Genomic DNA, 22,338 nt, shown 5'->3' with positions numbered 1-22,338 from the left:
TTCAATCGATTAATCTCTTTAAACTAACAACAATCTCAAACTCAGGCTAGCAATTACGAAAACTCTTTTATTACTCGCTCTAAAATTGGCACATTTGCCTCTGGGAAGGCGTATTGATTCAATGATTCTAGGCTTACCCATTCACCTTGCTGACCTTCTTTACCATAAGGCTGCTCTTCAAAATCAGTCACGAGAATGAAATCGAACTTAAGTGACTTATCCGTGTAATCAAATTCAAGATGCTCAAACAGAGACTGCTCGGTCACCTTGATACCGACCTCTTCATCAAGCTCGCGAGTCATCGCTTGCTCAATAGTTTCGCCCTCTTCAACCTTGCCACCTGGAAATTCCCAGAAGCCACCTTTGTGCTTGTCATCTGGACGCTTAGTGATAAAGACCTGTGACTTATCTTGATTGAAGATAATACCCGCTACGATATGGATTCTTTTCATTGATGGTGTTCCTTAATAAAACGCTGAACTCACATAGTCCCTAAATACGTCATCCTCAAGAAAGAGGAACGACTGAGTTGGGGATCTAAAACTACGCGAGCCTAACTAAACAAGATTCCCTACTACGCTCGCTCCTCGCTATAGGGAATGACAACTTCCTTGCGTAACAAAGTAAGCCATGAAATTTACATACAAAAAGAGCCGCCTAAGCGACTCTTTATATTCTATTTATCAGTTTTATGAAGCTAAGTTGTAGTGTATGAGAGCAAGGCGGTGGCACGGAGCTTACGACTGTAAGTGAGTACCACCAACGCAGCTATCATGCGCTACAGCAACGATTCATTAAACTTACGCGATTTTACCGTGACACTGCTTGTACTTCTTACCGCTACCACATGGGCATGGCTCGTTACGGCCAACTTTACGCTCGTCACGCACTACCGTTTGTGGAGATGCCGCTTCAGCTTCATCGTCAGCTAGCTGGTTTTCAGCTGTTGCATGTTGCGCTTGTGCACGACGCGCCGCTTCTTCAGCTTGAGCTTGACGTTGAGCTTCCATCTTTTCAACTTCTTCTTGTTGCTGAACGCGCACTTTAGAAAGGATGGTAACAACGTCTGTTTTCAGTACATCTAGTAGGCCTTCAAACAGTTCAAACGACTCGCGCTTGTACTCTTGTTTCGGGTTCTTCTGAGCATAACCACGTAAGTGGATACCTTGACGAAGGTGATCCATCGCAGCCAAGTGCTCTTTCCAAAGGCCGTCTAGCGTTTGTAGCATCACAGATTTCTCGAAGTTACGCAGTACTTGAGCACCAACCACTTCTTCTTTCTGTTTGTACGAATCAACCGCCATAGCAAGAATACGCTCACGCAATGCTTCTTCATAAAGCTTGTCGTCTTCGTCTAACCAACCTTGAATATCAAAGTCTAGATCGAAGTCATTCTTCAGACGATCTTGCAGACCCGCGATATCCCACATATCTTCAAGAGACTGAGGTGCGATGTATTCATCAATCACTGATGCCAATACATCTTCACGGTTGTGTTCGATCATCTCGCTGATATCGTCAGAGCTCATCAGTTCATCACGAAGCTCATAAACCACTTTACGTTGGTCATTGGCTACATCATCGTACTCAAGAAGCTGCTTACGAATATCGAAGTTACGACCTTCAACTTTACGTTGTGCTTTTTCAATTGAGCGAGAAAGCATCTTAGATTCGATCGCTTCGCCTTCGTCCATACCACTTTGGATAAGACCAGCCATACGATCCGATGTGAAGATACGTAGCAGAGAATCTTCCATTGATAGGTAGAAACGAGAAGAACCCGCATCACCTTGACGACCAGAACGACCACGTAGCTGGTTGTCGATACGGCGAGATTCATGACGCTCAGTACCAATGATGTGCAGACCACCTGACTCAAGCACTTTATCGTGGATTACTCTCCAGTCAGCTTTGATCTTCTCGATCTGCTCTTTGGTTGGATTCTCTAGCTTCTCAACTTGTGCCTGCCAGCTACCACCTAATACGATATCGGTACCACGACCAGCCATGTTAGTTGCGATAGTTACCGCACTCGGCATACCAGCTTGTGCAACGATCTCTGCTTCCATTTCGTGGAATTTAGCATTTAGAACGCTGTGCTTAATTTTTGCTTTTTTCAGTGCGTTAGACAGTAGTTCAGACTTCTCGATAGAAACCGTACCAACCAATGATGGCTGACCAGCAGCTACACGGTCTTTGATGTCTTCAATGATCGCATTGAACTTGTCTTCTTCGGTACGATAAACCACATCTGGCATATCGTTACGAACCATAGGCTTGTTGGTTGGGATAACCACTGTTTCTAGGCCGTAGATAGACTGAAATTCGAAAGCTTCTGTATCGGCTGTACCTGTCATACCTGACAGTTTTTCGTATAGACGGAAGAAGTTCTGGAATGTAATCGATGCTAGCGTCTGGTTTTCATTCTGAATCTTCACACCTTCTTTAGCTTCAACAGCTTGGTGTAAACCTTCAGACCAACGACGACCTGGCATAGTACGACCAGTATGTTCATCAACGATAACCACTTCGCCTTCTTCAGTAACGATGTAGTCGACGTCTTTCTCAAACAGTACGTGTGCACGCAGCGCTGCATTAACATGGTGCAATAGGCTGATATTAGTTGGAGAGTAAAGCGTGTCACCCTCTTCCATCAGGCCGTTTTTGACCATTAGCTCTTCTACAAATTCTTGACCGTTTTCAGTCAGGTGAACCTGTTTCGATTTCTCGTCCATGGTGTAGTGACCTTCACCACGGTACTCTTCAGAATCTTCTTTATCTTGGCGCTCAAGGTTAGGGATCAACGTGTTAATACGCGTGTAAAGATCTGAACTATCTTCAGCTGGGCCAGAGATAATAAGTGGAGTACGAGCTTCATCGATTAAGATTGAGTCAACCTCATCGACAACAGCAAAGAAGCGCTCACGTTGAACACGATCTTCAGCACGGAAAGCCATGTTGTCACGTAGGTAATCGAAGCCAAACTCGTTGTTTGTTCCGTATAGGATATCCGCTTGGTACGCTTCTTTCTTCTCTGGTGGAGCCATGTTTGGCACGTTTACGCCAACAGTCATACCAAGGAATTCAAATAATGGGCGGTTTGTTTCCGCATCACGCTTCGCTAGGTAGTCGTTCACCGTTACTACGTGAACACCTTTGCTAGGTAGGGCGTTAAGATAAGCTGGTAGGGTTGCTGTAAGAGTCTTACCTTCACCAGTACGCATTTCTGCAATTTGGCCAGCATTTAGAACCATGCCACCAATCATTTGCACGTCAAAGTGACGCATGCCGTAAACACGCTTAGACGCTTCACGTACCGTAGCAAATGCTTCAGGTAGAAGTTGGTCTAGCGATTCACCTTTATCTAAGCGCTCACGAAATTCAACCGTTTTTGCTTTTAGTTCTTCGTCTGAAAGTGCTTCAAACGTTGGTTCGAAGTTATTAATTTCTTTTACAATTTTTCTAAGGCGGCGCAGTGTTCTGTCATTGCGACTGCCAATTACCTTTGTCAGCAGCTTAGTAATCATGTGCTTGGAATCTCTTCGTTCTCAGATCGTCCGCGATCTATTTTAAATGCCGTCAGTGTCTCTACTAGCTATGAACTAGTCTTCAGTTACTAACCAAGGATACTGAGATAAATCTAGTATCTTTGATATTGTACTTGAGAGTAGAGTTTTCAAGGCTTGAGTTAAAATTAATGCCCTTTAGTGTAAGTAATTTTCACACCAACAACCATTTATAACCCCATTTGTTTGATGTGCTTGGAACTTTTCTTTCTAATTGCTGATGGATTAGCCAGACTGCAGCTCATTGGGAGACAACTTTCGGATGTTGACGACACTGTATCTGGAAAATAGATACAAAAAAACCAGGTCAATGACCTGGTTTTCGAAATCTTATATTGCTGTAAACAACAATTACGCTAGAACCATTCCTGGCTCAGCAAATGCAACAGGAGAGCCTACTTCTTCTTCGAATGTTGCCCATTCCCAAGCTTCTGCGTCAGCAAGTACTGCACGTAGTAGTTGGTTGTTTAGGCCGTGACCTGATTTGTATGCACGGAACTCACCAATAATAGCGTGTCCACACATGTACAAGTCACCAATCGCGTCTAGTACTTTATGAGTTACGAACTCATTGTCAAAACGTAGACCTTCTTCATTAAGAATTCGGTATTCGTCCAGTACGATAGCATTATCAAAGCTACCGCCAAGTACTAGGTTTTGAGATTGTAGATACTCAATGTCGCGCATGAAGCCGAAAGTACGAGCGCGAGAAATTTCTTTCACAAAACCTTGTGAAGAGAAATCAAACAACAAACGTTGCTCATCAGATTCAATAGCTGGGTGGTTAAAGTCGATCTCAAAGTCCATACGGAAGCCGTTAAATGGAACAAATTCTGCCCACTTATCGCCATCTTCAAAACGGATAGGCTTTTTGATACGAATAAAACGCTTCGCTGCATTCAGTGTTTCTACACCCGCTTGCTGTAGCAAGTATACGAATGGGCTTGCGCTACCATCCATAATTGGGATCTCAGGTGCATCTACTTCAACAATAATGTTGTCGATGCCCATACCCGCTAAAGCTGCGTTAAGGTGTTCCACTGTAGAGATACGTACGCCTTCGTCATTAACAAGAGCTGTACATAGCATAGTGTCACGAACTGACGCTGGATCAGCTGGGAAATCTACAGGTGGATTTACATCTGTACGACGATAAACAATACCTGTATTTGCAGCTGCCGGGCGAAGAGTAAGTGTGACTTTACGACCAGAGTGGAGACCCACACCAGTTGTTTTCACAATTTCTTTCAGAGTACGTTGTCTGATCATCTGCTTGCCTCGTTATCAGTGCTACAAATCACGGTCAGTATTTACCGACCGCGAATTTTACCATTAATTCGACGATAGTCAAATTTTGGGTATTTGTTAATCAGCCTGACGTCGTAAGAATGCTGGAATATCTAAGTATCCACTCTCTTTCTCAGCCTTAGGTGCTGCACTTTGGCTAGCGCCTGTACCTGAAGAAACAGGTGACGTTGTTGGCTGCGGCTTAACTTGAGGTTTAACCTCAGTTTTTTCTTGCAATGGTTGTGCCACTTTCTCTTCCACTTTTGGTGCAGTTTGAGCCGCTACCTGTGGTTGAGGAGTTGGTGCAACCTTAGCTTTACCACCAGCAACTAATGTAATGTCTGGTTTTTTCTCTGTGCCGATACCTGTTGCTACAACAGTTACACGGATTTCATCCGTCATATCAGGGTCTAGAGAAGTACCAATCACAACTGTTGCGTTATCAGATGCGAATGCCTTAACTGTATTACCTACTGTTTCGAATTCATCTAGACGCATATCTAGGCCTGCTGTGATGTTCACAAGAACGCCACGTGCGCCAGCTAGGTCGATGTCTTCTAGTAGTGGGCTAGAAATTGCCGTTTCAGCAGCTTCTTCAGCACGGTCTTCACCTTTTGCGATACCGCTACCCATCATTGCATGACCCATCTCAGACATTACGGTGCGAACATCCGCGAAATCGACGTTAATCATACCAGGGCGAGTAATTAGCTCAGCGATACCTTGTACAGCGTTTTTAAGTACATCATTGGCACTTGCGAAAGCTTCTAGCAGAGTTACGCCGCGGCCAAGTACTTTAAGTAGCTTCTCATTTGGAATCGTAATTAAAGAATCCACATGTTTAGAAAGCTCTTCAATACCTTGCTCAGCAAACGCTAAACGTTTTTTGCCTTCAAAGCTAAATGGCTTAGTTACAACAGCAACCGTTAGCACACCCAACTCTTTCGCAACTTCAGCAATAACTGGAGCAGCACCTGTACCAGTACCACCGCCCATACCAGCTGCGATAAATACCATATCGGCGCCAGTTAGAACTTCTTTAATTCTTTCTCGATCTTCGAGAGCTGCATCACGGCCTACTTGTGGGTTTGCACCAGCGCCCAAACCTTTAGTGATATCACCACCAATTTGGATCACGCTGCTCACGCTTGTTTTACGAAGTGCTTGTGCATCAGTGTTAACACTGATGAATTCTACGCCTTCGATTGATTCACGTACCATGTGCTCAACAGCGTTACCGCCACCGCCACCAACTCCAACGACTTTAATTACTGCATCGTCAGACATTTCCATCATCGGTTCAAACATGTGTTATCTCCGTTTTTTCCTGCAACTCAGGTTAAAACTCTTTTTGTATCCAATTACGCAATTTGCCAAATAAACCAGACATAGAAGGTGCTGAACGCTTAGGTTCGCTGTAATCACCTTCATCACTGATCTGACAATCTCTTGCGTAATGAAGTAAACCAACCGCCGTAGAATGATACGGCTCTTTAACATAGTCAGTTAAGCCACTAACTTCTAACGGCTTACCAACTCGAACTTGATTGCGGAAAACACGTTCCGCACACTCTACCAATCCGTCAATTTGTGCCGCTCCACCAGTAAGAACGACGCCAGCTGCAAGGTGGTGTTTAATACCTTCATCTCGTAGCTGTAATTGAACCGTATCAATAGTTTGGTTAACGAGACCCATAAGTTCAGTGTAACGTGGTTCAATCACTTCCGACAAAGTTTGTCGTTGCAAACTTCTCGATGGGCGACCACCAACACTTGGGACGTTAACAGAGTCATCCTTGCTTACGAGTTCACTCAGAGCGCAACCATGGTTTACTTTTATCTCTTCAGCATCGCTCACTGGCGTGCCGAAAGCGAAGGCAATATCACTGGTTACTGCATTTCCTGCGTAGGAAAAGACTTCTGTGTGTCGAAGTGCGCCGCCAGTCCAAATGGAAATATCCATTGTACCCGCACCGATATCGACAACACATACTCCAAGCTCTCTCTCGTCTTCAGTAATTACCGCATTGCTTGAGGCAAGTCCTGAAAACACGATTTGTTCTACTGTGAGACCACATCGTTCAACAGCTTTAATAATGTTTCTCGCCATGTCGCTATGGCAAGAAATTAGGTGAACACTGACTTCCATTCGAACACCAGATAAGCCAAGTGGGTTCTTAATCCCTTCTTGATAATCAATGGTAAATTCTTGTGGGATCACGTGCAGAATTCTCTGCTCATCACCTATTTTAATTGATTTCGCGGTATGGATCGCTCGATCCATATCGTCTTGAGACACCTCTTCATCAGAGATAGTGCCCATGCCTTTTTCAATTCGGCTTGCGATATGTTTGCCTGATAGCGAGATAAACACATTGCTGATTTGGCATTCCGCCATCAACTCTGCTTGATCAATTGCTCGCTGAACTGACTTAACTACCGACTCTAGGTCGTTCACACCACCTTTATCCATACCTCTGGATGGGCTTTGCCCAGAGCCAATGATATTGATTTGACCATCAGGCAATATTTCACCAACCAGAGCTGATATGGTCGCAGTGCCTATATCAAGACCAACGATTATGTTGTCATCTGCGGTCTTAGTCATCTGTGCTCTCTTCTAACTCTTGCTCTGGAAACCAGCCTACAGCGGCTCCCGTATCATACCTGAGGTCGATGTAGCTCACTTGATTCGCTTTACTACCAAGTTCGTTGTAAAGCGAAATGAAGCGTTCAACACGCTCATCTAAAGAATCTTTACCTAGTTCTAAACGGATACCGTTATCTAGGATTATTTGCCAAGCGCGACGCTCATTGAGAACGAGGGAGGTAACGGTTAACCCTAGACTGTTAATCAAAGGGGTTATCTGTCGCCACTTTTCTATCACTTCTTGGCTGGTGCCGTCTGGGCCGTAAAGCTTAACTCTATCGCCCTTCAACAGGCCGATATCACCATTAAACACCTGACCATCGTCATTCAGCAGCATGTTACCGTTCCAGATTGCTGCCGCATGGTACTCAGTCAAAAATACTTTTATTGTGTCTGGCCACTGCTTACGAATGGAGACCACTGAAACCCAAGGTAACGCTTCTAAACTGTCTTGCAACACACCGATGTCTTGCGACATGAAGGTTCCAATGTGCTCTAGCTCGCTAAAGGCATGTTGAACATCACCAGCGGTTACGTAAGTTAAGTCGCCTTGAAGTACTATTTTGGAGAGAGGCAATCGCTGATCGTCCCACATCCAAGTTAGTGTGGTATAGAAAAGAAACCCAATGAATAGCAATACCATGACAAAAAAAGACCCGCCTAAGGCGTGTTTCTTGAGCGACGGTAAACTGAATAGGTGGCGGTTTTCGCTAAAAGTACTTTCTACCAAAGCCCGCATTCCCTGTCGTTGGTTCGCAATTCTATTCCCTATCTTCGTAATAGAGGTAAAAGCACTTACTTTAACCTATGAATTATACTGAGCAAAATCAAACTATCAAACGTTGATAATAAGATTTTTGGTCAATTTTAGGTCAATCGCAAGAAGTGAGCGATTGACCACAGTCTGTAGACAGTATTCTGTTACGCGTTCTGCATTTTATTAATGTCTAACTGTAACGATTCCAACTGCTTCGCTACTCGACCAACATCGCCTGCACCCTGCGTTAAAACAAGGTCACCGCCTTGAATTACGTTGGCTAAAGCCGATGGCAGTGCGTTGATATCGGCAACAAAGATTGGGTCTATCTTACCACGCCCACGAATAGTTCGACTTAATGAACGTCCGTCAGCCCCTGCAATCGGTTTCTCACCTGCAGAATAAACATCTAACAGAATTAGGACATCAACCTGCTCAAGAACGTTCGCGAAATCATCATACAGATCGCGAGTACGGCTATAACGGTGCGGTTGGAAGATCATAACAAGACGTTTATCAGTCCAGCCACTACGAGCAGCTTGAATCGTCACATCAACTTCGGTTGGGTGATGACCGTAATCATCGACCAGCATTGCAACGCCTTTACCTGTTTCATACTCACCTAGGTGATCGAAACGGCGACCCGTGCCTTCCGTTCCCGCCATCGCTTTGAGAATCGCTTCATCGCTGATGTCATCTTCTGTTGCAACAGCAATCGCCGCCGATGCATTCAATGCATTGTGACGACCTGGAATGTTTAACGTGATATCAAGGTTAGCTTTACCTTCACGTACCACTGTGAATTTGCCTTGCTGGCCTTCTTGTACGTAGTTCTCAATACGAATATCCGCATCTTCAGAGAAACCGTAAGTAATCACCTGGCGACTTACCTGAGGAATAAGCTCACGCACTACTGGATCATCAACACACATCACAGCCTGACCGTAGAATGGTAGGTTGTGTAAAAAATCAATAAACGTCTGCTTTAGCGTTTCAAAATCGCCGCCGTAGGTATCCATATGATCCGCTTCAATGTTAGTTACGATACTAACCATAGGTTGCAGATGTAAAAATGAAGCATCACTCTCATCGGCTTCAGCGATAAGAATACGGCTTGAACCTAAACGTGCGTTAGTGCCAGCACTTTTAACCAAACCACCGTTTACGAAGGTTGGATCTAGGCCGGCTTCCGAGTAAATCTGTGTCACTAGCGCAGTCGTGGTTGTTTTACCGTGCGTACCTGCCACAGCAATACCGTGACGAAAACGCATCAGCTCAGCCAGCATTTCTGCACGACGAACGATCGGTGTGCGCGCTTCACGAGCTGCAATAATTTCTGGGTTTTCTTCGTTGATAGCGGTTGAAACAACCACCACACTTGCGTCGGCAACGTTACTCGCTTGGTGACCGATATAAACGGTCGCACCCTTGCTAACTAAACGATCAGTCACTGGGTTTTGAGCAATATCAGAACCCGTGATCTGGTAGCCTTCATTTAGCAAGACTTCAGCAATCCCGCTCATTCCGGCACCACCAATACCAATGAAGTGGATAGATTTAACACGGCGCATCTCTGGCACCATTGCACGGATTTGCGCTAAGTCTTGGGTATGTTCAATCGTCATCAATTCAATCTCATTATTTTGCTAAAGCTTTAATCGCTTCAGCGACGGTCACATCAGCATCAAGCTTGGCGGCTTGACGAGCTTTTGTTGCCATCATTTTTAATTCATTTCTATCAAGCTGCGCGATAGTGTTCGCTAGCTTATCAGCCGTTAGTTGAGGCTGTTCAATCATTAACGCTGCGCCACATTCAACTAAATGGTCGGCATTCAACGCTTGTTGTCTGTCTTTGTGCATAAACGGAACGAAGATAGAACCGACACCTGCCGCAGACACTTCTGATACGGTTAATGCACCTGAGCGACACACTAATAGATCTGCCCACTCATAAGCTTGCGCCACATCATCAATAAATTCAGTCACTTGAACATTACCAACAGAATGTGATTTGTATTGCTCAATAACTTGTTGTTGATTGTTCTTACCCGCTTGGTGCATCACAGTGAAGCCTTCACCAAGCTGCGCCATCGTTACTGGCAAGGTATCGTTTAGGATTTTTGCGCCCTGACTGCCGCCCATAACCAAGATGCGGATGTCACCATCACGCTCAGCCATGCGTTGCTCGGGTTCAGCTAAGGCAACCACATCTTCGCGTACTGGGTTACCCACCACTTCTGCAGTAGGAAACGCACCAGGGAAAGCTTGGAAAACCTTTTTAGCAATCTTAGACAGCCATTGGTTGGTTAAACCTGCCACTGCATTTTGTTCATGGAGAACCACTGGAATGCCAGACAACCATGCCGCGATACCACCCGGGCCACTCACGTAGCCACCCATACCAAGTACCACATCAGGCTGCCATGCTTTGATGTATTGCCTTGCTTGAAGTATGGCATTAATAATCTGGAACGGCGCTTTAATTAACTTGCTAATGCCTTGACCACGCAGGCCTTTCACTTTGATGAAGTCGATTTCAATGCCATGCTTTGGCACTAAATCCGCTTCCATTCTGTCTGCTGTGCCTAACCAGCGAATTTCCCAACCTTGTTGCTGAAGCTTTTTCGCTACTGCTAACCCTGGGAAAACGTGACCGCCAGTACCACCAGCCATCACTAAAAGTTTTTTGTTTTGTTTCATCACGTTAGATTCTTATTCTACTAATTCGTTTTGACTATCAGCTTGTTCTTTTTGTTGCATTCGGCATTCGTGGTCAATGCGCAGCAGCATTGATACCGCCACAGACATAACAATTAAACTCGAACCACCATAACTGATTAGCGGTAGGGTTAGACCTTTGGTCGGAACGATGCCAGATGCAGCACCTACGTTAACAAGCGTCTGAAACGCAAACCAAATACCAATACCAAAAGCCAGATAGCCGCTGAACACTTGATCGTGTTCAAAGGCTTTTTTACCTATCAGAATGGCTTTTAACACCAAGCTGAAGATCAACATTAATACTAAGGTAACACCGACAAAGCCAAGCTCTTCAGCCAACACAGCAAATACAAAATCGGTATGCGCTTCTGGTAAGTATTCGAGTTTTTGAATCGAGTTACCAAGCCCTTGCCCCATCCAATCACCACGGCCAAACGCCATCAATGACTGAGTTAACTGGTAACCACTGCCGAACGGGTCGTTCCAAGGTTCCCAGAATGAGGTAACACGTCGAACACGATAAGGTTCTATAACAATCAAACCGACGACCGCGGCAATACCTGCCACCATCAAGGCGATAAACTGTGAAAGCTTGGCACCAGCAATGAATAGCATGCCGAACAGGGTCACTAGCATTACGACCACAGTACCTAAATCGGGCTGGCCTAGCAGCAGCACGGCAAAAGCGCCGAATACCATGATCGGTTTACCAAAACCACCGAAGAAGGTTTTTCTCACTTCATCTTGCTTCCGAACCAAGTAGCCCGCCATAAAGATAAACAGCGATAACTTGGCGACTTCAGCGGGTTGTAAGTTAAATAGCCCTAATGGGATCCAACGCGATGCGCCGTTAACCGACTTACCGACGGCTAATACCACAATCAGCAAGAAGAAGGACAAGCCCAGTAGATACATACTGTATTGAAACCAGCGTTGCATCGGGATTTGCAATATGACGCTAGAGACACCTAACGCCAATACAAGGAAGATGGCATGACGGAACATAAAGTGAAACGGCTGATCGGTTAAACGAGCACTGATGGGGAACGAAGCAGACGTCACCATCACCAAACCTGTCAGCATTAGCCCAAGAGCAATCCACACCAATTGACGATCGTAAAGCGCCTCGGGAGTAGCACGGTTTAGCCACTGCCAGATGGATTGATTAATCTCTTTGACTCTTTGCACTGAATGTTAGTCCTTCAACACGTTAAGCATACTCATGAGCAAGCTCAGTGAACGCATCACCTCTTGCCATGAAATTATTAAATTGATCGAAGCTTGCGCACGCCGGAGACAGCATCACCATATCTCCAGCCACCAGCTGTGGCGAGATAGATTCGATTATCTGCTGCATGGTATCGAACTTTTGTGCCGATGGGTGCAGAGGCATGAATTGATCTGCATCTTCACCGAAACAACACAGCTGAACACGCTCAAGTTGCGCCAATACTGGTTCAAGCTCACTAAAGTCAGCACCTTTACCAACGCCGCCAACCAAAAGATATAACGTACCTTGATACTCCAACCCAGACAGGGCTGCCAATGTGCTGGCTACATTCGTTGCTTTGGAGTCATTAACCCATTTGATTTCGCGCTTGTCAGCCACGACTTGGCAACGATGCGTCAAACCGTTATAGGCCTTCAAAGCATCAAGACTTTTGCTGTAGTCGATACCAACTTGCTTCAATAGTGCAAGTGAGACTAACGCATTCGCCACATTGTGACGTCCAACCAATGTTAAATCTTGGGTAGCAAGGACAGGTTTACCGTGATCGACCAACCACTCAGTACTATCAATCGTTGATACACCAAACTCTTGGTTATCTAGGCCAAAAGTCAACAATGGCATTGTCTGGTCAGGGTAAGTCTCTTTGTCTTCACGATTAACAATCGCACACTGCGCGTTATTAAAGATTCTTAACTTGGCCTCACGGTAATCAGCCATGCCTTGATAGCGATCCATATGATCTTCAGACAGATTTAAGAATGCCGCAGCGGCAAGTTTTAAATTCGATGTAGTTTCTAGCTGAAAACTTGAAAGTTCAAGGACATATAAATCCGCATCAAGTTCTAGAAGGTCTAGGGCAGGAATGCCAATATTGCCGCCAACGCCAACATTAAGCCCAGCAGCCTTAGCAAGCACACCAGTCAAATCCGTCACGGTACTCTTACCGTTTGAACCAGTAATCGCCACAACAGGCTTATCTACAGCCCAACCAAACAGCTCGATGTCGCCAACGACAGGCGTACCCGCTTCAAGCACATCTTGAATTTCTGGCGTCGCTAAAGCAATACCTGGGTTAGCAACCACCAGATCAGCCTCAGCTAGCCATTGGCCATTCCAGCTTTCAGAATGCAGCTCTACCGACTCAGGCAAAGATTCCTTTCCTGGCGGTAGCTCTCGCGTATCAATGACCTTCACATGCGTATGAGGTTGATATTTTACGAGATGTTTAACGACAGAGAGCCCGGTAATACCGAGCCCCACAACCACTACATTTTGAATATTTTGCCAACGTTCCATTTAAACAAGATGCTCTTAATAGTTTTAAAGAACCTCTAATACAGAGGCTCGCATAGGATTAACGAACTTTCAGTGTCGCTAGGCCAATCAGTACCAATACCATTGAGATGATCCAAAAGCGCACGATAACACGCGGTTCTGGCCAGCCTTTCAGCTCATAGTGGTGGTGAATCGGTGCCATACGGAAAATACGCTGGCCACGCAATTTGTAAGAGCCCACCTGCAGAATCACTGACAGAGTCTCCATTACAAACACACCACCCATGATCACTAGTACCAACTCTTGACGAACGAGTACCGCAATCACACCTAACGCACCACCCAGTGCTAGAGAGCCAACATCGCCCATGAATACTTGTGCTGGGTAAGTGTTAAACCATAGGAAGCCAAGGCCTGCACCAACGATAGCAGTACATACCACCACCAGTTCAGAGGTGTATGGGATGTATGGAATGTGTAGGTATGCTGCAAAGTTAACGTTACCTGTCGCCCAAGCGATAACAGCAAAACCCGCAGCAACCATAACCGTTGGCATAATCGCCAAGCCATCTAGGCCATCAGTTAGGTTTACCGCGTTACTGGTACCCACAATAACAAAGTAAGTTAGAACAATGTACAGTAAACCAAGTTGTGGCATCACATCTTTAAAGAAAGGCACCACTAATTGTGTCGCAGCAGTGTCTTGCCCATGAGCATACAGAGCAAACGCCACAACCAATGCAATAGCCGATTGCCAGAAGTACTTCCAACGCGCAATCAAGCCATCAGTGTTCTTACGAACGACTTTACGATAATCATCAACAAAACCAACTGCACCGTAACCGCCTAGCACGACAAGTACGGCCCAAACGTAAGGGTTTGATAAGTCAGCCCAAAGTAAGACCGTAATGATGATCGCAGCAAGGATCATCACACCACCCATGGTTGGTGTACCACGCTTACTGAAGTGAGACTCTGGGCCGTCATTACGAACAACTTGGCCAATTTGCAGCATTTGCAGACGCTCAATTAAACGAGGTCCCATCCACAGCGACAGACATAAAGCCGTCAAAATGCTCGCGATTGCACGAAACGATAAGTATTCGAACAAACGGAAAAAAGAAAGGTGTGGCTGTAGTAGCTCTGCAAGCCAAATTATCATGAAAAGTTCTCCTTTAAAGCAGCGGCTATTTTACTCATTCCTGCACTATTCGCGCCTTTTACCAACAAGGTATGTGACGCGTTTTCTGGCAAGCATAAGTGTTGCTCTATGTGCGCGATCATCGTTTGATGCGTTGCGAAGTGGGTACCATTACAGACCTCACTAATCACCTTGGTATCATCACCGTAAGTGAGTACATGCTCAAAAGCGAATGGGGCAGCATATTCACCGACTTGACGGTGAAGTGCAAGGCTTTCGTCGCCTAATTCAGCCATATTGCCTAAAATCAACCAACGTTGACCTTTGAAGCTCGACAGCAGTTTGGCTGCCGCCTTCATCGCGGGTACGCTGGCGTTATAACTGTCATCTATCAGCTTGATATTCTGACTTAATTGTTGAACCTCAACTCGCCCTTTGACAGAGATAAGATTCGCTAAACCATTTTTTACTTCTTCAAGCGTGGCACCAAACTGAATGCTCAACGCTGCTGAGGCCAACGCATTCGCTACGTTATGCTGACCGATAATGCCAAGCTCAACCGGCAGAGCGCCTTGCGGTGTTTGCATCTCAAAGCACGCTTCGCCCTGCTCATTAATGCGAATATGCTTAGCAAAATAATCTGCCGTGCTGTCGCTTTCTGAAAATGTCAGTACCGTTTTATCTGCGAGTACTTCATTCCAAAAGTCACCACCATTGCTCTCTAGGTTAACAATAGCAGTATCACCAGCAGCAAGCCCCTGAAAAATTTCGCCTTTCGCTTGTTTAACACCATCAATTGAGCCAAAGCCCTCTAGATGCGCGGCAGCAACGTTATTCACTAAGGCCACCTGTGGTTTCACAAGCTGCGTGGTATAGGCAATTTCACCAATGTGGTTCGCGCCCAGTTCTATCACGGCATAGTCGTCATTGGGTTCACTGCGCAGCAAGGTTAGTGGTACTCCAATATCATTATTGAAGTTACCCGCTGTAAACAGCACTTTGCCACGTTGTTGTAGAATACTCGCGACCATCTCTTTGACGGTCGTTTTGCCACAGCTTCCTGTTATCGCCATGGTTGGCACGTTACATTGTTTGTGGATCCAAGCACTTAGCTGACCTAAAGCAAGTTTAGTGTCTTCAACAACAACTTGAGTAATATTTAGGTCAAGTTTTCGTTGAACTAATAACGCACTCGCATTGGCCTCAACAGCCTGACCACAAAAATCATGCGCATCAAAACGTTCACCTACAAGAGCAACAAACAGTGCACCTTCTTCAACGGTGCGAGTATCGGTAGAAACCGCATTGATCAAACTATTGCTCGATTTGCCAGCCTCTATCAGCTGACCGTACACCGCTGAGCAGATCTGCTCGAGTGATACATCAATCATTATGAAATACCTAAAAGTTGTAGTGCTGACTCTCGATCCGAATAGTGGATCGTTTTGTCTTTCAATACTTGGTAATCCTCATGGCCTTTACCTGCCAGAAGAATAATGTCGTTATTACCCGCCTGCTCTAGAGCAAACTTAACCGCCTGAAAGCGATCGTGTTCAACAAAGGCGACTTCAGGCTCACTTAAACCTGCCAGCATGTCTTTAACAATCAATGCCGGGTCTTCACTGCGAGGGTTGTCATCTGAAATAATAATGTTATCGGCGAACTGCTCTGCGGTAACCGCCATCATAGGGCGCTTGCCTGTATCTCGATCACCACCGCAGCCAAAGATTGCCCATAGCTTTCCAGAGCAATGTACACGTAGTGCTGCCAATGCTTTCTCTAATGCGTCAGGTGTATGCGCGTAGTCGACAACCACTTTCGCTTTGTTTGGTACTTGGAACAATTCCATGCGACCAATAACAGGTTGCAATTGAGGTGCTGTGTCGATCAAGGTTTGCTTGTCGATGCCTAGTACAAGTAGGGTCGCGAAAGCAACCAATACATTTGATGCGTTGAACTGGCCAATTAAAGGAACAGACAGTTGTCCCTGCCCCCAGCTACCATCAAAAGCGAGTTTGATACCCGTCTCTGCATAAGCAACATCCGATGCCCATACTGACTGCTGGTAGCCCGATAACGGAAGCAATGACACAGCTACTGCATTGGACAGATCAGCCATCCAAGCTTTACCGACTTCATCATCAACATTAATCACAGCGTGCTTACACTTATGCTGAGTAAACAAGCTCTTCTTAGCCAGAGCGTACTCTTGCATCGTGCCGTGGTAATCCAAGTGGTCACGGCTCAAGTTAGTAAATACACCAGCCTCAAAATCCAATGCCTTAACTCGGCCTTGAACCAAACCATGAGACGAGATTTCCATCGCGGTATAAACAGCGTTTTCTTCCGCTAACTCACTCAGCGTACGTTGTATTTCAATCGCACTACCGGTCGTATTCGCCGCCGTTTTAAGGTTGTCTAGAAAACCGTTACCCGTGGTGCCCATTACCGCAGAGCGTTGGCCGACTAAATCTAGCCACTGAGCAATCAATTGGGTGATAGTGGTTTTGCCATTGGTGCCGGTAACACCAATCAGCTTAGTCGCCTGAGACGAGTAAACACGACCGGCCAACTCAGATAACACCAAGTTAAGGTCTTTAATGTAAACAACCGGAACAGCATCCAACCACTCAATCAGACCATGGGCCTTTTCAGCATCAGCTTGTGCGATAACGGCATTGGCTCCCTGTGAGACCGCTTTGTCAATGAAACGACGGCCATCAACAGCATGCCCAACTACAGCAACAAAAATATCGCCGTCTTTGATGGCACGACTATCCAACTCCAACTGTTCAACGGCAATCGCATCCAGCTCAGGTGAACTAAAGTCACCCCAAGGAGAAAGTAAAGATGACAGCGTGAGGCTATTACTCATATTGAATCCTGATTGGCTCTATTCTTGAAACTTGTTTTCATCAGCAGGGACATTCAGAATTTGCAGTGCGCCCTTCATGATTTCAGAAAAAACAGGGGCTGCGACCGAGCCACCATAGTAGAGGTCACCTTGAGGTTCATTGATCATCACAACCAAAGAGACTCTTGGGTCACTCACTGGAGCAACACCTGCGGTATAGGCGAAGTACTCGTCTCCATAACCACCGGAAATCGCTTTTCTAGATGTACCTGTTTTTGCTGCTACTCGGTAACCCGGCACGGCAGCTCTTGTCGCTGTACCGCCCTTTTGGGTTACGCCTTCTAGCATGTTCAAAACCAACTCAGCATTTTCGCGCTTGATGATCTGTTTTGAGAAATCTTGGTCGTTGCTTTTAACGATATGGATAGGTTCGTAAACACCGTGATTCGCTAACGTCGCATAGGCATGAGCCAATTGCAGCGGAGTAATCGCTAGACCATAACCAAAGGATAAGGTAGCGATTTCAAACTTAGACCAGCGTCGACGGTTCGGGAAAATACCCGCGGTCTCACCGACTAGATTCAGCCCAGACATCTCGCCAAGACCAACAGAACTGTACATGCCCAGTAGCGCTTCAAGTGGCATATCCAGTGCTAACTTCGCCACACCGATGTTACTCGACTTCTTAAGGATTAACGCCAAGTCTGCCTTACCAACTTTGGAAGTATCACGTACACGGCTACCACCGATTTGCATGATGCCGTTACCCGTATCAATTACAGTATCAGCATCCGCGGTACCATTTTCGAGAGCGGCAAGAACAACAAACGGCTTAACCGTCGAACCTGGCTCAAAAGCATCGGTGATCACGCGGTTACGCATCTTAAAGCTTTGTAAATCAGCACGATTGTTTGGGTTGTAAGACGGTGCGTTAACCATGGCCAAAACCGCACCCGTTTTTACGTCTAATAAGATGGCAGATCCAGACGTCGCCTTGTGATCGGCTACCGCCTGTTTAATCGCTCGATAAGCGATGGCTTGTAAGCGCTGATCGATGGTCAATTCGAGTGGTTTACCTTCTTCACGCTCTTCTAGTGCAATGTTTTCAACTACTCGCCCGTAACGGTCTTTACGGATTGTACGTTTACCTGCTTCACCCGTGAGCCACTTATCGTAGCTGCGCTCGACACCTTCTAGGCCGTGTCCATCAATTCCGGTCACACCAATAAGATGCGCGCTGACTTCACCGGCTGGGTAATAACGACGTGATTCTGCTTTAAGACCAATACCCACCAGCTTTAAGTCGCGGATGTATTTCGCCATTGCTGGGCTAACTTGTCTTTGTAGGTAGATAAAACGACGAGATTTGTCGCTGGAGATCTTGTTGATCATCGATTGTCGATCTAAGCCAAGTACATCAGCTAGCGCATACCAACGATCAATTTGGGCCATGCCATTTTTATCGAAGATGGTTTTCGGGTCAGCCCATACCGCCTCAACAGGCACACTGACGGCAAGTGGTTCGCCATTGCGGTCTGAAATAATACCGCGGGCAGAAGGAATAGCCTTAACACGTACAGAACGAAGGTCGCCCTGACGAATTAAGTTATCTGGTTCAATGACTTGGATGTAAGCCACACGACCTACTAGTACAGAAAAGGCAACCAACACAAAAGCAATAACGACGTTGAAACGCCATTTAATCAGAATTGGATCCGAGTCCTTTTCGCTCTTCACTCGCTCTTTCGTTGGTTTCTTAACGGCTTTCGCGGGGGCTTTTTCCTTTTTTCCGGTCATTTCAGTGTGATCACAACTTCTTTGTCGGAGTCTGGACGTTTCATGTCTAGCTCTCGTTTTGCCGATGCTTGAACGCGGCTATGTTCAGCCAGAGCCGTCTCTTCAAGCATTAAATTTCGCCATTCATTATCAAGCTGTTCACGCTCACTCAATGCCATGTCTTTTTGCGTGATTGCCTGACGTGACATGTGTGTCGTGAGAACGACCCCCATCGCGCTCGCGAAGATACAGATAAGCAGCACCAATGGGACTTTACCCACGGAGATCAAATCAAAAAATATTATCTTGGCTAAGTTAGGCTTGGAGGTCTTCATTGACTATAGCTTTTCTGCGATTCGTAATACTGAGCTACGTGAACGAGTGTTCTCATCCACTTCGCCTTTCGATGGTTTTATCGCTTTGCCTACCGGCTTAAGATCAGCACTGCCTAGTGCTTTGATCTGCTCTTCAGTTAAAGGGAGACCGTGAGGCACTTGTGGGCCTTGGCTCTCTTTACGAATAAAGCGCTTCACCATGCGGTCTTCAAGTGAGTGGAAGCTGATAACAGACAGGCGACCTTCTGGAGCAAGAATGCTTGCTGCGCCTTTTAGTGCCGTATCGATCTCTTCCAGTTCACTGTTAATGTAGATACGGAATGCTTGGAAAGCACGTGTTGCTGGGTGCTTTTTCTCTTTGAAACTTTTTGGTGCGACATCAGAGATAAGCTTAGCCAACTGACCAGTACGAGTTAATGGCTCATTCTCTTCGTTTTCTTGATAAGCAATGATGCCTTTTGCGATACGACGGGCGTGCTTGTCTTCACCAAACTCACGAATCACCCAAGTGATGTCATCAAGATCCGCTTCTAGTAGCCACTGAGATACAGGGATACCCGAAGTTGGGTCCATACGCATATCTAGTGGGCCATCTTTCATGAAACTGAAGCCACGTTCAGCGTCATCAAGTTGTGGTGAAGAAACACCTAAATCCAGTAAAACACCATCCACTTTACCCACTAAGTCATAACGCTCTGCATATTCAGCCATACCTGAGAATGGGCCGTGAATAATCGTAAAACGGGGGTCATCAATCTTCTGAGCTTCAGCAATTGCTTGTGGATCGCGGTCGATACTAAAGAGTCTTCCATTCTCGCCCAGTTTAGACAGGATTGTACGGCTGTGCCCACCACGGCCAAAAGTACCATCGATGTAGGTACCGTCAGGTTTGATCGCAAGTCCGTCAATAGATTCGTTAAGCAATACTGAAATATGTTTGAATGCTTCTGTCATAGTCTTCTCAGTGAGTGGATTGAGCCATTAGTTCGGCAATAATTTGTTCTATTAACGTTTTAGTGTACTGATTTCACGCTGTATCTCCACTATATTGTGTATAGGCATTTGGAATTTTTGACCCAAGCTTATATCAGGGTGAAAGATTTTAAGGAAATCTAAATAATTTACGTCAATATAAAGCAAAAAACCCATCACTACGGTTAAGTAATGATGGGTTCTTTATATAGGTGGAGTTGACACATACGCCGGGTTCTGTTCCGCTTGCGCGGCGGTAACCATTCGTCTAGGCCTGCAATCGCTCACAGGCTCAAGCAATCTACCCGCCCCCATACGCGAGCAGCGCAATGCGAGGGCCTATTTGATCTTGCTCCGGGTGGAGTTTACCTTGCTACGAACTGTTGCCAGTCGCACGGTGCGCTCTTACCGCACCCTTTCAGCCTTACCTGTGCCTCTTCCGAAGAAATGAGGCCATCGGCGGTCTTCTCTCTGCTGCACTTGTCGTGGGCTCGCGCCCCCCAGACGTTATCTGGCACCCTGCTCTATGGAGCCCGGACGTTCCTCCCCTCTGCCAGTCTCCCGAAGGACTTCAACGTCAGTTTCCCGAAGGACCTCAACGTCAGTCTCCCGAAGGACATCAGCAAAGCAGCGATTACCCGTTCAACTCCGAGGGCGGATTGTATAGAGATTAGAGTGCAGTGTCTAGCGAGATCACAAATATGCTGCAAACCGCTAAGTAAACGCATGAATTTCACACAATCCAGACAAAAAAAGAGGAATGAAGGGACGACCTTCATTCCTCACAAGCTTTAAAATAGCACTCTAGCGACTTATACACTGAGCAGCTATTTATCTATTCAGCGTTAACCATCTAGGTGCTCAAGGCCCCACTTGTACAGCGCGTTCTTTTTCAGGTTGTAGATTTCAGCTGTCATTGCCGCCGCTTTTTTAAGAGGTAACTCTTTAGTTAGGATACCCAGAGTACGAGTCGCTTCGTCTGGCAGTTCTGTGCTCGCTTCTTCACGATGACCATGAATCAGTAACACCATCTCACCGCGCTTACGGTTCGAATCTTCTTCAATCCACTCAATCAACTCACCCAGTGGCAATCCTTGAATTGTTTCGAATGTCTTAGTCAGCTCACGTGCCAAGACAACTTCACGGTCTGGGCCTAAGATCTCAAGCATATCTTGTAGAGAATCTGAGATTCGATGTGGTGATTCGTAGAAGATACACGTGCGCTCTGCTTTCGCGATCTCTAGGAACTTATCTTTACGACCTTTGCTCTTTGGCGGCAAAAAGCCTTCAAAGCTGAAACGATCAGACGGTAAACCAGACGCACTCAATGCCGTAATCACTGCACAAGCACCAGGAAGTGGCACAACTCTCACACCCGCTTGACGACATTGTGAGACAAGATGGTAACCTGGGTCACTGATTAAAGGTGTACCCGCATCAGAGACTAATGCGATAGACTGACCTTCTAATAACCTTTCGACTAGAACTTGCGCTTTAGTTTGTTCATTATGATCATGTAAAGCGAACGTTCTGGTTGATATATTGAAGTGAGCAAGCAGCTTACCCGTGTGGCGTGTGTCTTCGGCTGCAATAACATCGACACTTGATAAAATTTCAATTGCTCTTTGAGTGATATCTCCCAAATTTCCGATTGGGGTTGGCACAATGTAGAGAGTTGGGCTCTCTGTGAGCAAGGTTTTGTTATCTGTCATTTGTTTACCATCACTTCAACGATTAATATAGATACAAATTTATACGGAATTTAAAGAACTC

17 protein-coding genes and 1 other RNA gene are annotated in these 22,338 nt (G+C 45.9%); all 18 read right to left on the bottom strand.

All coding sequences use genetic code 11. The features are described from left to right. Positions 1-53: 53 nt before the first annotated feature. The 18 genes from mutT to rsmI all read right to left on the bottom strand — a co-directional run bounded on the left by mutT (position 54) and on the right by rsmI (position 22,277). The gene (gene mutT, locus AB4133_RS20485) at positions 54-452 is read right to left on the bottom strand and encodes an 8-oxo-dGTP diphosphatase MutT (protein WP_017062897.1); all 399 of its coding nucleotides are present in this window, start codon (positions 450-452) and stop codon (positions 54-56) included. A 348-nt stretch (positions 453-800) separates the two neighbouring features. Continuing rightward, positions 801-3,527, bottom strand: a complete 2,727-nt coding sequence (gene secA / locus AB4133_RS20480; RefSeq protein WP_017059292.1) for a preprotein translocase subunit SecA — start codon at positions 3,525-3,527, stop codon at positions 801-803. Positions 3,528-3,917: 390 nt separating this feature from the next. Next, a complete protein-coding gene (gene lpxC, locus AB4133_RS20475; RefSeq protein ID WP_010434751.1) occupies positions 3,918-4,835 on the bottom strand; it encodes a UDP-3-O-acyl-N-acetylglucosamine deacetylase in 918 nt (305 codons plus the stop codon). 96 nt (positions 4,836-4,931) lie between these two features. Continuing rightward, positions 4,932-6,161, bottom strand: coding sequence for a cell division protein FtsZ (gene ftsZ / locus AB4133_RS20470; protein ID WP_017059291.1), 1,230 nt, complete (start codon positions 6,159-6,161; stop codon positions 4,932-4,934). Positions 6,162-6,192: 31 nt separating this feature from the next. Continuing rightward, positions 6,193-7,461: a cell division protein FtsA gene (gene ftsA, locus AB4133_RS20465; protein ID WP_010434747.1), complete on the bottom strand. Its 1,269-nt coding sequence runs from the start codon at positions 7,459-7,461 to the stop codon at positions 6,193-6,195. Beyond that, complete coding sequence (locus AB4133_RS20460; protein ID WP_017059290.1) at positions 7,454-8,146, bottom strand: cell division protein FtsQ/DivIB; 693 nt, start codon at positions 8,144-8,146, stop codon at positions 7,454-7,456. Before AB4133_RS20460 ends, ftsA begins: the two co-directional genes overlap by 8 nt. Before the next feature lie 278 nt (positions 8,147-8,424). Then, the gene (murC, locus tag AB4133_RS20455; RefSeq protein ID WP_017059288.1) at positions 8,425-9,885 is read right to left on the bottom strand and encodes a UDP-N-acetylmuramate--L-alanine ligase; all 1,461 of its coding nucleotides are present in this window, start codon (positions 9,883-9,885) and stop codon (positions 8,425-8,427) included. 13 nt (positions 9,886-9,898) lie between these two features. Then, the gene (gene murG, locus AB4133_RS20450; RefSeq protein WP_372225571.1) at positions 9,899-10,960 is read right to left on the bottom strand and encodes an undecaprenyldiphospho-muramoylpentapeptide beta-N-acetylglucosaminyltransferase; all 1,062 of its coding nucleotides are present in this window, start codon (positions 10,958-10,960) and stop codon (positions 9,899-9,901) included. A gap of 12 nt (positions 10,961-10,972) precedes the next feature. Further along, a complete protein-coding gene (gene ftsW, locus AB4133_RS20445; protein ID WP_065584711.1) occupies positions 10,973-12,169 on the bottom strand; it encodes a cell division protein FtsW in 1,197 nt (398 codons plus the stop codon). A 22-nt stretch (positions 12,170-12,191) separates the two neighbouring features. Next, complete coding sequence (gene murD / locus AB4133_RS20440) at positions 12,192-13,508, bottom strand: UDP-N-acetylmuramoyl-L-alanine--D-glutamate ligase (RefSeq protein WP_372225569.1); 1,317 nt, start codon at positions 13,506-13,508, stop codon at positions 12,192-12,194. Positions 13,509-13,566: 58 nt separating this feature from the next. Next, the gene (gene mraY, locus AB4133_RS20435) at positions 13,567-14,649 is read right to left on the bottom strand and encodes a phospho-N-acetylmuramoyl-pentapeptide-transferase (RefSeq protein ID WP_372123300.1); all 1,083 of its coding nucleotides are present in this window, start codon (positions 14,647-14,649) and stop codon (positions 13,567-13,569) included. Beyond that, positions 14,646-16,019 (bottom strand): UDP-N-acetylmuramoyl-tripeptide--D-alanyl-D-alanine ligase, encoded by a 1,374-nt coding sequence (murF, locus tag AB4133_RS20430; RefSeq protein WP_372225565.1) that lies wholly within the window; start codon positions 16,017-16,019, stop codon positions 14,646-14,648. The genes mraY and murF overlap by 4 nt, the downstream gene beginning before the upstream one ends. Next, positions 16,019-17,503: a UDP-N-acetylmuramoyl-L-alanyl-D-glutamate--2,6-diaminopimelate ligase gene (murE, locus tag AB4133_RS20425; protein ID WP_017059282.1), complete on the bottom strand. Its 1,485-nt coding sequence runs from the start codon at positions 17,501-17,503 to the stop codon at positions 16,019-16,021. Before murE ends, murF begins: the two co-directional genes overlap by 1 nt. A gap of 18 nt (positions 17,504-17,521) precedes the next feature. Next, positions 17,522-19,279, bottom strand: coding sequence for a peptidoglycan glycosyltransferase FtsI (locus AB4133_RS20420; protein ID WP_008223684.1), 1,758 nt, complete (start codon positions 19,277-19,279; stop codon positions 17,522-17,524). Continuing rightward, positions 19,276-19,593 (bottom strand): cell division protein FtsL, encoded by a 318-nt coding sequence (gene ftsL / locus AB4133_RS20415; RefSeq protein ID WP_017062901.1) that lies wholly within the window; start codon positions 19,591-19,593, stop codon positions 19,276-19,278. Before ftsL ends, AB4133_RS20420 begins: the two co-directional genes overlap by 4 nt. 3 nt (positions 19,594-19,596) lie before the next feature. Beyond that, on the bottom strand, positions 19,597-20,547 hold the full coding sequence (gene rsmH, locus AB4133_RS20410) for a 16S rRNA (cytosine(1402)-N(4))-methyltransferase RsmH (protein ID WP_008223680.1): 951 nt from the start codon (positions 20,545-20,547) through the stop codon (positions 19,597-19,599). A 228-nt stretch (positions 20,548-20,775) separates the two neighbouring features. Beyond that, positions 20,776-21,215, bottom strand: an RNA gene (gene rnpB / locus AB4133_RS20405) — RNase P RNA component class A. A 195-nt stretch (positions 21,216-21,410) separates the two neighbouring features. Further along, a complete protein-coding gene (gene rsmI / locus AB4133_RS20400) occupies positions 21,411-22,277 on the bottom strand; it encodes a 16S rRNA (cytidine(1402)-2'-O)-methyltransferase (RefSeq protein ID WP_017062903.1) in 867 nt (288 codons plus the stop codon). Positions 22,278-22,338: the final 61 nt, after the last annotated feature.

Origin of the sequence: Vibrio sp. 10N.286.52.F8, from assembly GCF_041468745.1 — a bacterium.
In the GTDB taxonomy this organism is placed as follows: Bacteria; Pseudomonadota; Gammaproteobacteria; order Enterobacterales; family Vibrionaceae; genus Vibrio; species Vibrio crassostreae_C.
Note: the sequence above shows the minus strand (reverse complement) of the source record. Positions and strands in the feature narration are given on the sequence as shown.